A 15175-nucleotide genomic window follows, 5' to 3' on the forward strand; every position below is an offset into this window, starting at 1 on the left:
AGGATGTAGCACCGCCTACACCGACTGTCACCCCACCCTTTCAACCTCAGCGTCATCTACTGCCTCAAGCCGCAGAACGGCCCCCGTAGGCGACACCTACGGGGGCCGCATCTTTGCGCTTGGATGCGTAGTGAATCGGAAGCCTAAATCGGCTCCCCCCCCACTCCACTGAATCCGACGAGGCCGTTCCTCTTCGCCATGTCGAGAATCTCAGGGAGATATTCAAGTTGGCGAACCGAGAGGGTCAGAAGGATGTACTTTCCCTCGTCATCCGGTTCCTCTTCCAGGTCAAATTGAGATGGCTCCAGAACGTCCTCCACATCCGGCCACCTAGTCAGCAACTCCTCCCGGAAGCGCAAGACGTCAAGGCTCATGACAAGGTCGCTGGTGTCGCCCTCGGCAAGGCTGTCGAAGACTTCCTCAGGGTTCCCGGTAGAGCGCTTCCAGAAGCCGAAGTCGCTGCTCACAGGCCATCCTCTCGGGTTAGGGGTTGCAGATTGGACACGCTGTACCGCGCCGGACGACCGAGATTTCAAACCCGTACGTCTTCGCGAGCCATTCGTCCTTCCTTCGCTGACCCCTGGTGTAGTTCGATTTATTCACCTTCACCTCGTAAAGGTGAAGGTTTCCGTCTGGGTTCCTGACCGCGATGTCCACTTGACGCCTGCCGTAAGGGGTCCACAAGTCAAGTCCATTCCCGTAGCTCTCGCTGTAGATATCAGACTTCTTGTAGAATTTCTCAAACGTCGCCGTCATTTCATCGACACCGGCAGCGCCGCGGGCTTTGTCGTGTTGACGAATTCCGCAGTTGCTGTTGTGAACGAGTACCGGAGTCTCGCCCGCCAGCACATAGTACGTGTGGAGGTCCGCGACGGTGAGGTTGTGAACCCGGGTGGGGTGCTCCGCTCGTTCAATGCGCGTGATCCGGACCGACTCGCCGTCAGAGGTCTCGAGATACTGCCCTACCACCAGGTCGCCGGCGTCGACCCACCCACTGCCGCCCGGTTGCCAGAAGGGGTGGTTGTCAGTCGCCGTGACCTTGAACTTCTTGCCATCGACGGTGAGGGTGATCGTCACCAGCAACTTCAATCCGGTGCTGGTGAGCTCGGCGGTCACCGTCTTGATCGCCGTCTGGCCGGTTTCAGGGTCGGTGGCCAAAACCTTGTCGCCGATCCGGACATCCTCGATGGGCTTCGTTGTCCCATCAGCCATCAGGACGTGCGTCCCGGGGACAAAGCTGCTGCAAGTCAGTCTCTCGGCCTTCAGGACCTTGAGGCCCTTCAGTACGCGTGCCCAGGGCAGGTCAAGAGCGGCGTTTCCGCAGGCGGTGAGGCTTTCCCCGCCAAGACAGCTCTTCCAGGCATCGACATCGGGTACAACCAGTGCCGTGACGATGCGGTCGAAGCGGTTGGGCGTGCGGTCGATTATCCCCAGCGCCTCCGCAGCACCACAGAAGGACTTCGTCTCGTCCTGCACGATGTAGCAGAGACTTTCTGCCCAGGCTTCGAGTCTCTTTCCCTCGCCATACTGAGGGAACCTTGCCTCCAGTTCCCGCGCCGTGAGGATCTCGACTCCCTCGATCGTCACTCTGCCGTTTTTCTTGCCGATGACGATCGTTCCGGTCGGGGAGCTGTTGGATGTCCCCTTCCCTGCGTTCCCCTTACTGCCGTTGTTCCCCTTCTTTTTCGGCCTGTCGTGACAGGTGTAGGTGGTGCAACCAGGGCCGTTGCCCTTGTCGGGGGCCCAGACGGAATCGTCGTTGTTGTGGCCGCACCCGTCGCAGAAGAGGCCCGAGGGATCGGAGAAGGTGAGGGGGTTGTTGTTGGCGTAGGCGTAGCCGTTGACCTGCTGAGGGTCGGTCAAGTCCATGATCGGGTCGACCGACAGGAAGCGCCCGGTTGCCGAGTCGTAGGAGCGGGCGCCGACCTGGGTCAGGCCGGTGGACTCGTCGATGGTGCCGCCGACGAAGCCCTTGGTGCCGGGCCAGGTTGCCGGCTCAGGGCCGCGGGTGCCGCCGAAGGGCAGAGTGCGGCGCTGGCTGAGCTGCTGGGTTGCTGCATCGATGGCGAGCAGGGCCGTGCCGTGGTGGTCGGCTGTGGTGAAGGAGACCTTCCCGTCGTCGGCCTGGACGGCCTGGTGGCCGCCGCCGAGCGCGATGTACCTGGTCGCCTTCGGGGTGGTCGTGCCCTTGGCGACCGCAATCTCGGTGGCGTCGAGGTAGAGGACGGACTCGGTCGGAGTGCGGGCGATCAGGCGGTTGCCGTCGGCGTCGTAGAGATATTCGGTGACCTTCGGCGAGCCGCCCTCGACCGGTTCGGTGACCTTGACGAGCCGGCCCTCCGCGTCCCACTTGAGGGTCTGACTGGTGCCGTCGCCCAGGGTGCGGGTCTCGGTGTTGCCGGTGGCGTCGTAGGTGAAGAAGTCGCCCTGGGTGACGCCGGGTCCGTTGCGAGTGACGGATGTCAGACCGTGCGGGCGGACCGCGTTGGCGCCGGGCGCCGGGTACTCGTAGGTGCTGGTGACGTCCTTGGTGGTGTCGCCGGCGGTGTTGTGCTGCGTCTCGGTGGTGCGGTTGCCGGTCTCGTCGTAGCCGTAGGAGGACCAGTAGGGTGCCGGCCCGCCGACGACCGATGCGCTGGGCGCCTGAGCGCAGGTCTTGGTGGACTGGGCCCACGCCTTCGTCAGGCGGCGCAGGTAGTCGTAGGTGAAGCACTGGGTGTCGGTGCCGGCGCGCGAGGTGTCCGAGACGGACAGGACGTTGCCGACCTCGTCGTAGCGGAAGGTGGACGCCTGGTCCACGCCCGCCACGTCCTCTCGGTCGACCCGGGTGTACGAGAGCCGCTGGGTGCCTGCCTCGTACTCGTTCGTCACCCAGGTCTTCTTGCCGCCCGCGTTGGACAGCTCGTGCTGCAGGGGCTTGCCGGTCAGGCTGTAGGAAGTGGTGGCCCTGAGGCCCTCACGGCCGTCCACGGCAAGCGGACGCAGTGTCGCGTCCTCGTAGACGAACACGACGGACGAGGCGGCCAGGCTGCCCGCCTTGGGCAGGCCGATCCCGTTGACCAGGCCGGATTCCTTGTAGGTGGCGCTCGACTGGTAGGTGCCGGCGAGTCCGGCGTTGGCGGTGGTGGCCGGGATCGTCACCGAGGTGCGGAGCGGCCGGTAGAGGCGGTCGTAGGCGATCACCTTGTTGACATAGGCGGAGCCGTCGTCCGCATACCGCGTGGATTCGGCGAGGTGACCCTTGGCGCCGCTGATGGTGTCGTACGTCCACTTGGCTCGCAGGGGGCCGGTCGACGAACCGGAACGAATCTCGGTTCTGCGGCCGAGACCGTCGTAGGTGTAGGCGAGTGTGGTGTTGCGGGCGTCCTGGGTGGAGGTGAGACGGCCGCGGTCGTCGTAGAAGTACTTGAGGGTGCCCTTGTCGGGGTCCTTGGTCTGCTGGACCTGCCCGAGAAGGTCGTACTCGTAGGTCCATTCATTGCCTGCGGGGTCCGTCGCCTTGGACAGGGACCCTGCCGGGGTGAAGTCGTACTTGGTGGTGTCGAACGAGGCGTCGGCCGTGCGCTGGTGGTGCTGGCGCATTTCGGTGGTCTGCCCCCGGGCGTCCGTCAGGGTAGTGGTGGCGGTGCCGCCCTGGGGCGGGACGACCGTGGTGCGGTCGCCGCCGTACAGGGTGCGGGTGATGCCGAGGACCTGGCCGCCATCGCCGTTGCCGAAGATCTGCCGGTGCTCCGTCTGCCTGCCGAGCCCGTCGTGGGTGTAGCGGTTCTGGGTCTCCACGCCGAGGGCGTCCTGCGGCGTGACAAGCGTTGTGGAAGGCTTGTTGGTGGCGTAGTAGGGCAGGAACTCCTTCGCCGTCAGGCCGCGTTCGTCGTAGAAGACGTCGGTGAGCAGCCTTCCGCCGTTGGGCCCTGGTGCCTGCGTCTGCCGCGGGCGGAGGAAGCCGTCGTACAAGACATAGGAGGTGTCCTGACTCCCGCTATTGCCGATGGTCTTGGTACCGACGGCGATGGGCCGGTTCTCCGCGACGGTGTAGGTGTACTCGTAGGTGGGGGTCTGACCGGTCAGACGGTCGGCGAGCCAGACCTTGGTCTTCCGCCCCAGCGCGTCGTACGCGAAGTTGGTGACCTTGTTGTTGGTGTCCGTGATGCTGAGCTGCATGCCGCGGAGCGGGTCGCGGACGGTGGTGGTGGTGTGCGCGGTGGCGCTGTCTCCCGCGGTGACCGGCGGCGTGGTGATCTTGGCCGAGTCCGGGAAGCCGGTACTCGGGGTGTAGGCCGTGGTGGTGACGCGGCCGTCGTTGCGCGCGGTCCGGGTCACCGTGTCGTCCTTGACGGTGACCGTGCCGCTGAGGTCGTTCGTCGTGAGCCTGCGGCCGTAGCCGTCGTACGTGGCAGCGGTCTCGGTGTAGGTGGCCGTGGTGCCGTCGTGCGCCTTGAGCATCGCCGTCGCCGTGGCGCTGCCCTTGGTGGGCGTGGCGCCGTAGGCGAGGCCGTCGTAGGCGGTGCGGACGTCGGATATCACGTCACCGGGGCGCGTGGGGGTGGTGCCGCAGGCTCTGGAGACCGTTTCCACCCGGGCCGGAAGCGCGAGGATCGCACCCGCCGGCGGGTAGGAGGTGCGGGTGCACTTGTCGTCGGTGGTGGTGGAGTCGTCGCCGCGGTCGTCGATCTGGGTGATACGTCCGGCAACGGTGTCGAACGTGTTGGCGGTCGTGGTGGTCCGCCATCGATTACCGGCGCCTTCGTCGAGTGACGTCCAGGAGCGGGCCTGCGCTGTACCGGTGAGGTTGGCGGTAACCGTGCCCCAGGAGCGGACCTTCTTCGCCGTCTCGTGGTGCCAGGGACGGCTCACGGTCTTGCCGAGCACGCGGCCCTGGGAGCCGGAGTACTGCACGGTCTTGTACTCGAAGCCGGCGGCCGACTCATGGTCGGTGAGCTGGGCGCCCTCACCCTCTCCGAGGGCGACGGTGACGGACTTGGTACCCCCGTCAGGCGTCTTGCGGTCGCCGTCCATGCCGCGCAGGAAGTAGCTGTCTGCCTGGGACTTCATCGCGGCGGCGCCGCCCTGCCCACCCGTTCTGACGCGGACGTGGCCGTAACCGCGCCACTGCGACCAGGTCTTGGCCTTCTCCTTGGTCAGCCCGTCATCGTCGTCGTAGTGCCAGGCGGCGTCCCCCAGGTAGTCGTACATCGTGACCTGGTCGGGAGCGCCGCCCGTGCGGTCGGTCAGCGTGACCGTGGAGGTGACGTACTTGTTGAACCAGTGCAGCTCGGGGTCAGCGGTGCCGCTGCCGCCTATGTACTGGGGAAAGCAACGGGTGGTGTTGGTCTGCGGGGTGGGCAGCGCCGAGGCGTCACAGGCAGCGTCCGAGTAGTTGACGTCGATCTGTCCGCCTGCCTCGTCGGCGACGGAGGCAAGGCGTTCCTTGATGAACGGGGCGTAGCCGTCTCCGGTCCGGTCGAGGCGGTTGGCGTGCTGGGTGTACCCGAGAGTGGTCTTCGGCAGGGTGATGGCCGGACTGGCGCTCTTGCCGGTGCGCTGGATGGACTGCAGCAGAAGCTGGTAGTCCGTGTCGGCCTCCCCCCACCGGTGGCCGAGTGTCCACGAGTCGACGTCCGCGTAGGCGCCGTCCCTCAGGACCTGGGTGACGACGGTGGCGAGGCGCTTGGTGGTGAAGAAGACGGGTGCCAGCCGCCCCTGGTCACAGGTCGCACCGGCGTTGCAGTTCAGGTCCCAGGGAGTGTCGTACCAGTGGAAGGCGTCGGTCTCCACCTCGGCGCAGGTGGTGCCGCCTGCGGGCAGGCATCGCTTGCCGTTGGTGAAGTCCACCCTCGCAAGGGCCTGCGTCGAGTACATGCTCGAGGAGCGCAGCCCGTACTCGATGCGGTCGAGGGAGCCGCCACGGACGTAACGCGTATTGGCCTTCTCGTCCAGGTTGCGGCCGTAGGAGTTCGACTCCTTGTCGTAGTAGTAGGCGATCGCGTTGCCGTACGGGTCGACCACGTAGTCCAGGTTCCAGCGCCAGCCCTGCTGGCACCAGGAGTCGGCGAACGAGGAGGCGTGGCACGGCTCGTTGGCGTCGTCTCCGAAGACCGGGGCGGTCCAGGTGGAGTCGGTGGTCTCCTTGCCGGATGCCCAGCCGGGCAGCCGGTTGTATCCGAAGTAGTACCGCACCCCGTCGGGGGTGGTGACCTTCCAGTACTCGTCGTCACGGGCGCCGTTGGCGCGCACGTTCGTGCCCGTTCCTCGCAGGCGCTGGACGGTGGTGCCGTCGTCGTCACGCAGCCGGAAGGTATCGGCACCGGTCGGCACGAGTTCGCCGCCCCTGCCGTTGAAGGAGATGAAGGCGTTGTCGTAGGCCCAGCACAGGTCGGCCGGCTTGCTTCCGTCGGGGCGCTCGACTCCGTCGTCGGCGCACGACTTGTAGCGGCGCTCGATGGAGCCGGGCCACAGGTCGAACCCGTCCCCGACCCATGAGGCCTGGTTGTTGCTGTTTCCGGTGCGGCCGTCTATGGATCCCGAGGAGTACGAGAGACCGACGCTGGGCGCCAGTCCACCGGGGACCTCGGGCACGTTCATGGCGTACGACCAGGAGAAGTCACCGGTGTTGAGACTGGTGCTCCACTGCGCGGAGGGCGAGAGCGGGGTCGCCTTGTAGTCACCGCCCATACTCGCGTCGTCGGCGACGGCCGCCAGGACCGTGGCACGGGAGGGTGCGAGGGTGACGCTCCGGGCGGTGAGCGTCTGCTTCTCGGTGTCCTTGACGGTGTCGACGGGCTCGGCGGAGCGGCATGCGGCCTTTTCCGGCGTGGACAGCGCGCAGGCCGGCAGCTCGACCAGCTTCAGCCGGTCGGCGTAGCCGCCACCGAAGGCGGCGGCGAAGGCCGAATAGTCGAGGCGGGCGCGGACGGACGTCTTGGACCTGGAGGGCCCGACAGCCTCCAGGCTGAAGAGCGGGCCGTCGACTCCCGCTCGACGGGCCGTATCACGGTCGAGCATCCGGGCTCGTACGGGCGTGGACGTCCGGGAGTTGCCCAGGGCGATGGGAAGCTTTCCGGCACGCACGACAGCCGAACCGCTCTTCGGCACCTCCACGGTAGCGGTGCCCGCCTTCGGCCAGACGGCTCGTGGTGACCGCACTGACGCGTCGGCAGGCGCACGATCTCGTGGAACGAACGGGACCGTCGTGACGGCCACCGGCTTCTCCGAGGCAGGAAGGTCGGGACGGCCCGTACCACGATCGACCGCCGAGGCAACGGGCTGGGTCGCCGCCTGGAGCAGGGTTCCCATCATGACCACGGCCGAACCCAGCGCTATTCGGCGGCGCAGGGAACGGACTCGCGTCCGTTGTCTACCGTTCATCCTCATCCTTCGTCGTGCGAGTCCGTCGGGAAGTGCGTGGGTGACAGTTAGCGGTACGAAACCCGTACCGCGGCAGTGGGGGGAGTCGTGCTGGTGCGGGTCCGGCCGTGTCGCCGGACCCGCACGTGGTCAGTAGCTTCCGGGGACGACGGTGTCGGCGCCGGGAACGCCTTCGGACAAGTGGGCGACGGCGGTCTCGCCGAGCGCCCCCTGGAAGGTCCACACGTCCGAGACAGCACCCGGCCAGTACTCGCCCCATGAGTTCGCACCGGTCTTCGTCCGGCCGATGTGGAGCCCTTGCGCAGCCTTGAACGTGATCACGTTCTCGGCGCGGGAGATCCTCTCCTCGCAGGCGGAGTCGTCCGCCACACCGTCGCCGTCGGAATCGGCACATGCCGTCTCCTCCAGCTCACCGCCGACGTAGAGACGCAGTTCCCGGGCGAATCCGTCGTAGACCAGGGCGACGTGATGCCACTCCCCCACTCCGCCGAACGGTCCGTACGCCACGTCGGTCCCTGCGGCCGACGTGGTGTCGGCCTGGCTGGTGGTGATCTGCCAGCGGCCCCCGGTGTCCGGTGTCGCGTTCGGGACGTAACGGACCTCGAAGGCGCTCTTGCTGCTTCCAGGGGCACTGATCAGAACGGCTGGTGCAGTCGGCGTGGCCGCGGCCTGGACGAACGCGCTGACGGTGAAGCTTCCGGAGGTGTCAACGGGAACATCGCCGGCCGTGGTCGCGGCATAGTCGTCCACGCCGTCGAGCTCGAGACCACCGTCCACCCAGCCCGATCCCAGCCTCGCGCCGTTGTGCAGGCTCAGACCCATACCCGTCGCAGAAGCGTCCGGTGTGGTGGGCGGCGTGGCCGAACTGGCCGTCTCGAACTTCCAGCGGGCCTTGACAATGGGACGCTGCCGGAAGAGCTGCTGGACCTCCTCCGCGGAGACCGGCCGGTCGTACAGCCGCACATCGTCGATCTGCCCGGGGAAGAACTGGGTCAGTTGTCCGCCGTCCGTGCTCAGGGCACCGACCTGGACCCGTCCGCCCGCGTACCAGGGGGCGGTCTGCGGCACGCTCCCCACCTTGGTGCCGTTGACGTACAGGGTGAGCGTCCTGTCCACTGCGTCATGAACACCCACGAGGTGCACCCACTCGCCCGGCCTCGCAGTAGTGCCCTCCGGCTGCACGACCCGGATCTGCTGAGCCCCCGATGTGTCGGCGGAGTACTGGGTGAAGCCCCAGCGGTTGTGGGTCTTCGAGTAATACAACTCGAATCCGGGCCGGTTGGTGCCGATCTGAGCGACCACGGTGGCCGCCTGGCTGGGGGTCCGGGCGAGCTTCGCCCACGCCGAAACGGTGAACGGGCGCTGGGTGTCGGTGTGGGGCGATGTGGTGTGCGCGTAATCGCCGGCTCCGTCCAGTTCCAATGCCTTACCTGCGACACCGGGACTCCCCAACTGCGCATCGCCGACGAGAGCGAGGGGCTGGGTGTCGGCCCGGCCGATGACCTGAGCGGCCCCGGCATCCTCGTCCATGGGGAAGACGGCGCGCGCCGTCCGTCCGGTGCCGATGGGTTCCACATTGTGCAGACGGGCCACCTCGGTGGCGCTGACGGGCTTGTCGAAGATGCGCAGCTCGTCAATGGCTCCGGGGAAGTAGTTGGTCACGGAACCGTTCAGGTTCGCTGCGCCGACTTGGAGCCCCCGCCTGGCGTCCCATGCGGTCGTGTACGGAGTGGAGCCGGCCAGCACTCCATTGACGTACAGCCGCAGTTCCTTGTCGCCACCGCTGTAGACACCCACCAGATGTGTCCAGACGTTCGCGGTGACGCCGCCGGCCTGCGGGGCCATCGCCCGTGCGATCGAAGCGCCCGCCGTGTCGGAGGTGTACTGGTTGAAGACCCAGCGGTTGTAGCCGTGGGAGTAGTACAGCTCGAATCCCGGGGAGTGGTTGCCCGGCTGTGTCGCCACCACGGCGGCGCCCGCCGGCACTCGGTCGAGCTTGACCCAGGCGGACACGCTGAATCCGTTGGCGGTGTTGACCGTCGGGATGTCGGTCGCCGCGTACCCGCTGCTGCCGTCCAGGTGGAGGGCCTTGCCCAGCTTGCCGGTGGCTCCGGTCGTGGCGCCGCCGTGCAGTACGGCGGCGCGGGCACCCGAGGAACCCGCGGCTTGGCGCGCCGCGCTCCCCTCGTCGAGTGCCCAGACCGCCCGCTCGGGCTGCCCTGCCTTGACTCGGAACCGATAGGTCCGGGTCTCACCGCCGTTGCCCGCCTGGTCGAACGCCCGAGCCGTGACGAAGCTCAGCCCCGGCTTGGCGGGCAGCAGCGGGATACTCCTCGCGGCGCCTCCGGACGTGGGGAGCGTGTTCTCGGGTCTGGGGTCGCTGTTGATACCGAACCAGTACTTCGTGACGTCACTGTCAGCGGCCTTGAACGTGAAGGTGCCGTGCTTGCCCACTCCGTCGTGCCAGGGGTCGTTCGGGTCCTCGGGATCGGATGCCGGGTAGTCGCCGGAGGAAATGGTGGGCGCCTTGGGGACAGCTGTGTCGTAGACGAAGTAGCAGCCTGTCGGGTCACCGGAGGTCGACCAGGGGGAGTACTGGGCACCGTCGTAGGAACGGACGTACCAGAAGGCCTGCTTGTTCTTGGTCACGGACGAAGGCAGGGATACGGTGAAATCGGAACCCGACTTCTTGGAGCCCGTTCGCCCGGACCTCCACCGGACGATGGTTCCCTTCCCGTCACCCGAATCCCACTGGGCCTCGAACTCAACGGCGACGTTGTCGCCGTCCGGGTCGGTCACGTTGTTGGCGTATATCTTGCCCAAAGTACGCACCCGCGCCGCGTCGGACGGCCTCTTGCAGGTACCGCCGTACTCCGCCGACAACTGCGACATCTTGATCTGCGACGGCGCTCGGTTGTACTTCACGCGCAGATACGCCTTGTCCGAGAAGCGCTTCCAGGCGTAGCCGTCGTTCTCGTTGGCTGCCTGCAGGCCGAACGTCATGGTCTGCTTCTTGTTGTTCGCTGCGGCCTGCAGTGCCGACTTGACGTTGAACTCGGCGTCCTTGGCAGAGCAGCCCGTATAGCCGTGAGCGAACGAGTCGGAGGCCAGATGCTCGATCCAGAAGCCGGAAGCCTTCTGACTGTTCCATGTGGTCGACGAGGAAATGTCCTCCGTCCTCCACAGCTCGACGGAGCGGGGCGAGCAGGACGCCGACCAGGTGTTGCGGACCACGAACTCCGCGGACAGGATCGTCCTGCCCGCGAACCTGGACACCGGGATCTGGTAGAAAAGCCGCTTGGTGTCGTGCGGAGCGCAGTAGGACCAGTTGCAGTATCCGAGTCCGGCGTCCGGATCACCGTTGAACTTCCACTGCGGTGCCGACGCCCAGTACCGGGACGCCATCGTCCACGCCGTGTTCCGCGGGGTGTACCACTGCGGATCGATGAACACCGGGTAGACGGTGCCGTCCGACCGCAGCACCTCGGCGTCCGGGGTGAGCACCAGCTCCTCCTGCCCGGCCGGCACCTCCACTCCCACCGGAGCGAGCTTGCCCGACTCGCCTGCGCCGGGCTCCGCCCCGGCAGCCTCTGGGGCCTCCTGCGAGCGAGCCGCTCTCGCACCCGCCGGGGATGCCTTCCCCACCGGGGCGGTGGCCGCGGCCCCCGGGCCGGGACTGGAGTCCCACATCATCGGCTTCGGCGCCTCGAAGACTGCTGCTCCGGCACCGGCGTCGACGGCCTCCAGGCCGTTCTCGTCCGTCACTCGGACGTCCAGCTTCTCCGTGGAGAGCTTGAGCCGGAGCTCCTCCATCTGGGGACTTCGGGCGGCCTCCGCAGACTTCACCACCAACAGCTGAGTGAACCCGTCCTCCTGTGCGGTCATGCGCAGGTCGACGTCCGGCAGCACGGACTCGTACGTGGCCACCGGCCCGTCGAGTCGCGGGGCGGGCAACGAACCGGGCCACGACAGGCTCAGTTCGCGGCCGGATCGCTCCAGCCGGACGAGCGGATCGTCAGCCCCGCCTCCGGAAAACTCCAGATTCACCGTGGACGCGGCAGGCGCAACCGTCCCCTCGCGCGTGCTCTCCAAATCGGTGTCGACGCGCTTCCAGGCACCCTCGGCCCGTGTCCACACCGGCCGCAGGTACTCGCGGGCTTCCAGGTCACCTTCGGGAGTCACGAACACTTCACGCGTCTCGCCCCGGAGCGCGGTGAGTTCGACCGGACTCCCGGTCCGCGAGGCCCTCGCGCGCGCCTCCGCTTCCGGCACCTCCGGCTCGGCGGATCCGGTAGCGGAGGTCCCGGGCGACTGCGCCACGGGGGCCGCGAGAGCATCCGCCGCCACCGCACCGCCGGCTGTGGACGGCAGGACACCGAGAAGAAACGACACCCCGAGCAGGCCGGCAACAGCCGGGCCACCGAACCGGTTTCGGGTACACACATTGGGCGCACCACGCTCGCGAAGCATCCACAGTTTTCTCACAGGTACAACCAACACTCACCCGTAACAGAAGGTCAACGGAGATAAACCAGGCGTGTACGGCACGAAAGCCCGGCATCATCCGTGTGATCCTCGGCACACCCTGCTCGGGCGAACCGGCCCGTACCCGGGCAACGGCAACTGCCCACTGATGAAGCGGATTAGGAGACGACCAGCGTCTCCGCGATCTCGTTCGCGGAGCCCTTGAGGAGACCACTCGTCGGCGTTCACGCCCTGCGCCGTACGCCGACGCTCATCGCTCCGGCCGCCCTGACACCGGCCTCCGATCCCGAATGCCGGACCGTGACGGACATCGGCGAGGGCGACGGCGACGGCGGCCGAACGGGCCACGGTCGTTACCCACGTCAACTGGAAAGGCGACCTATGGGTGGTTACCCCACTCTGGCGGCGCAGCGCCTGCGCGATGCCCGGAAGTCCTGACGTCACACAGACCGCGGACAGGAGCCCCGACCGCGACGCCGGCTCACGCCGCCAGGTCGCGGACGCGTACCGGCAGGTGCCAGCGGTTGCGGCGGTGGAGGCGGTCGAGGTCGGCCTGGAGCGGGGAGGGCGGGACGGTCAGGACCGGGCAGGTGGCGCGGGTGCGGCAGTAGCCCGCGACGGAGGGGCGCAGGCGGCCCAGCGCGCGGCGGGTGCCGGTGCCGACGACGATCAGGTCGTCGGGGCCGTCCGCGAGGTCGACCAGGGCGGCGCCCGGGGTCGCCCGGGAGACGACCGCGTGCAGGGGGACGTCCGGGCCCGCCGGGCCGAAGAGGTGGGCCAGGAGGGTGCGCAGGCGGTCGGCCGCCGCGTCGCGGCAGACGGTCGTCATGCACGTGCCGGGCCCGTGTCCCGGGCTGCCGATCCCGCCGCCCGGCGCCTGCCAGGCGAGAACCGCCCAGAGCTCGGCGTCCCGGCCCCGTGCCTCGTCGAGTGCCCGGCGCAGTGCCGTCGCGCTTCCCGGAGTGCCGCTCGCACCCGTGACCACCCGAGGCCGCCGCATGGTCCTCACCCCCTGTCCGTCCCCTACCGGTGCCTGCTCGGATTCCCGCTCGCGCCGGTTCCACGCACGCCCGCCGCGCCCGACGCTGCGGCCGGGGCGGGGAGTCCGGGTGGAGGGCCGGTCGAGGCGCCGGGGAAGGGCGACGCACCGGGGACACGCGACGGCCCCGGGAAACACGACGGCCCCACCGCGTGCCGCGGTGGGGCCGAGGCCGTCGGCGGGACGGCGGGCGTCAGCTCTTGTTCAGGCTCGCCCAGAACTCGTCGAACGACAGGAGCTTGTCCTGGTCGGTGTCCGAGGCGGCGATGACGGCCGCGGCCACCGTCTCGGTGACGTTCCAGTCGCCCATCTGCGCCATCGCCGTCTTGTACTCGGCCGCAGTGATGAAGCCGTCGCCGTCCGCGTCGTAACGGTCGAACGCCTTGCGTGCTTCCTCGATGTCCGCCACCGGTCCACCCCTTCTTAGTGCCTTACTGACGGGCCCAGATTATCGGGCCCCGCAGGCGGTCCCGCGGGCGAGGGCGGGCGGGGCCGCGGGGCCGGTCCGGCCGGGGGTCAGCCGCGCCACGGGCGGTAGTGCGGGTTGTCCACGCACCCGTTCATGATCTCCCGCCTGGCCTGGCGGTCGACCGGGCAGGCGCCGACGACGAACTCGCGGGCGATGCCGCCGGGGAAGGCGACCTCCTGCTGGTCGGCCCACCGGTGGGTGTCGCCGATGGTGCGGTTCACGTCGATGCCGCCGGGGGCGTCGATGTAGTAGTTCCAGGCGCTCTTCCACTGCTTGTAGAGGTCGTGGTCGTAGGTGGTCGAGACGAACGGCGAGGGCTGGTTGACCAGGACGTAGCTCTCCAGGTCGTACTGGCCGTCGAGCGGGGCCCTGGGGTGGAAGCCGTCCTCGAAGACGACGGCGGGAGCGCGGCCGTCGGCGCGGTAAAGCTGCCCGCAGGAGGCGCGGTAGACGGGCTCGGGGGTGACACGGGTGACGTCGACCCGCTTGTCGGCCGCCGCGTGCAGCCGGTCCGGGACGACGGGGCAGACCGCGGCCGCCGCGGTGGCGGGAACGGCCGGGGCGGCGGCGGGAGCGGCCGGGGCGGCGGCCGGACGGACCTGCGCGGGGGCCTGCGCGGCACCGGCGGCGGTGGAGACGGCGGCCGGGGCGAGGGCGGCCGACAGGGACAGCACGAGGACCGCGGCACGGCGCCGCAGACGAGAAACGATCATGAGGAGCACCCTGCCGCAGGGCCGCGCGCCGGCAGCGCAACCTCACCCGCCCGTGGGCGGGTTGCCGGTGTGCGTCCGGGCGCCCGGGACGGCACGGCGGGGGCCGGGCCGCGAGGGCCTGAGCCCGACATGTTCACGATCATCAGACTCGATGATTCGCGCGCACAACCTCATATTCATGCATTGTTTTGCAGGCCGACGGGCTACCTTGCCTAAGATTCACATTTCATTTGGGTCACATGTACCATTTTGACCGCTATGCAGTTTTGGCGCGGCGGCGTCCGTCTGTCATAGTCGGTCACACGACCCCCATCGACCCGGGCCAGGTCGTCACCAAGCGGCCGTGGATACACCCCACCCCGTCCACGGCGCTCCACACAGAAGCCCCCACGCGCCCCACCCGGGCGCACGGGGGCTTCTGTGCGTCCGGGTGCGGGGCCCACGCGAGCGGCGCCCGCACGAGAACCGGGCCCGGCGAGCCGGCGTCCCGTGCGGGACGGCCGCCGTCAGCGTTCGGCGATGCGCATCTCGAACCAGGTCGTCTTGCCGCGCGGCAGCAGATCCACCCCCCAGCGGTCGGACAGGGTGTCCACCAGGAACAGCCCCCGCCCGCTGATGTCCGTCTCCTGGACCGGCATCAGACAGGGCAGACCGCGCGAGGGGTCGTTCACCTCGACGCGGATCCAGCCCCGCCGGCGCAGCATCTTCAGGCCGAAGACCCGCGCCCCGGTGTGGCGCACCGCGTTGCCCACCAGCTCGGAGACGAGCAGCACCGCGTACTCGCAGGTCTGGGCCGGCAGGGCCCACTGGCGCAGCACCACGTGCTGGGTGAGCCGGCGCGCGATCCGCGCGGACTCGGGCAGGGACGGCAGGCGCACCTCAGCGTCCGCCGGACTGCCGTGCAACTCCAGCGCCCTGAGCGCCAGTTCATCCTCCACGGCCGGGACCCACCGCGCGGCGGCCGTACCGGCACGCTGCCGCGGTTGTCCCACACCCTCCAGGCCCGCCATGCGTCCATGATGGCGGCAAAGGCGGCGCCCCGGAGGCGTTCCGGGGGAAAGTGGCCCCCGGTATGACTCATTCCGGGGGTAGCGAAAGGCATAT

The 15175-nt window shown here is 68.4% G+C and carries 7 protein-coding genes; all 7 read right to left on the reverse strand.

The annotated features are described in order from the left end of the window. Positions 1–143: 143 nt before the first annotated feature. The 7 genes from C593_RS0100390 to C593_RS0100420 all read right to left on the reverse strand — a co-directional run bounded on the left by C593_RS0100390 (position 144) and on the right by C593_RS0100420 (position 15081). Positions 144–467 carry a hypothetical protein gene (locus C593_RS0100390; protein ID WP_018845320.1) on the reverse strand — a complete coding sequence of 108 codons (324 nt, stop codon included), beginning with the start codon at positions 465–467 and terminating at the stop codon, positions 144–146. A 16-nt stretch (positions 468–483) separates the two neighbouring features. Next, complete coding sequence (locus C593_RS0100395) at positions 484–7002, reverse strand: polymorphic toxin-type HINT domain-containing protein (RefSeq protein ID WP_018845321.1); 6519 nt, start codon at positions 7000–7002, stop codon at positions 484–486. 492 nt (positions 7003–7494) lie between these two features. Then, a complete protein-coding gene (locus C593_RS0100400) occupies positions 7495–11553 on the reverse strand; it encodes a LamG-like jellyroll fold domain-containing protein (protein ID WP_486591060.1) in 4059 nt (1352 codons plus the stop codon). A 778-nt stretch (positions 11554–12331) separates the two neighbouring features. Then, positions 12332–12850: a universal stress protein gene (locus tag C593_RS0100405; protein WP_026277218.1), complete on the reverse strand. Its 519-nt coding sequence runs from the start codon at positions 12848–12850 to the stop codon at positions 12332–12334. A 232-nt stretch (positions 12851–13082) separates the two neighbouring features. Continuing rightward, on the reverse strand, positions 13083–13298 hold the full coding sequence (locus C593_RS0100410) for an EF-hand domain-containing protein (protein WP_018845324.1): 216 nt from the start codon (positions 13296–13298) through the stop codon (positions 13083–13085). Positions 13299–13405: 107 nt separating this feature from the next. Further along, a complete protein-coding gene (locus tag C593_RS0100415) occupies positions 13406–14071 on the reverse strand; it encodes an ADP-ribosyltransferase (protein WP_018845325.1) in 666 nt (221 codons plus the stop codon). Positions 14072–14577: 506 nt separating this feature from the next. Further along, entirely contained in the window at positions 14578–15081 is a 504-nt protein-coding gene (locus tag C593_RS0100420) for an ATP-binding protein (RefSeq protein WP_018845326.1), read from the reverse strand. Positions 15082–15175: the final 94 nt, after the last annotated feature.

The organism is Streptomyces sp. CNT372, assembly GCF_000377145.1.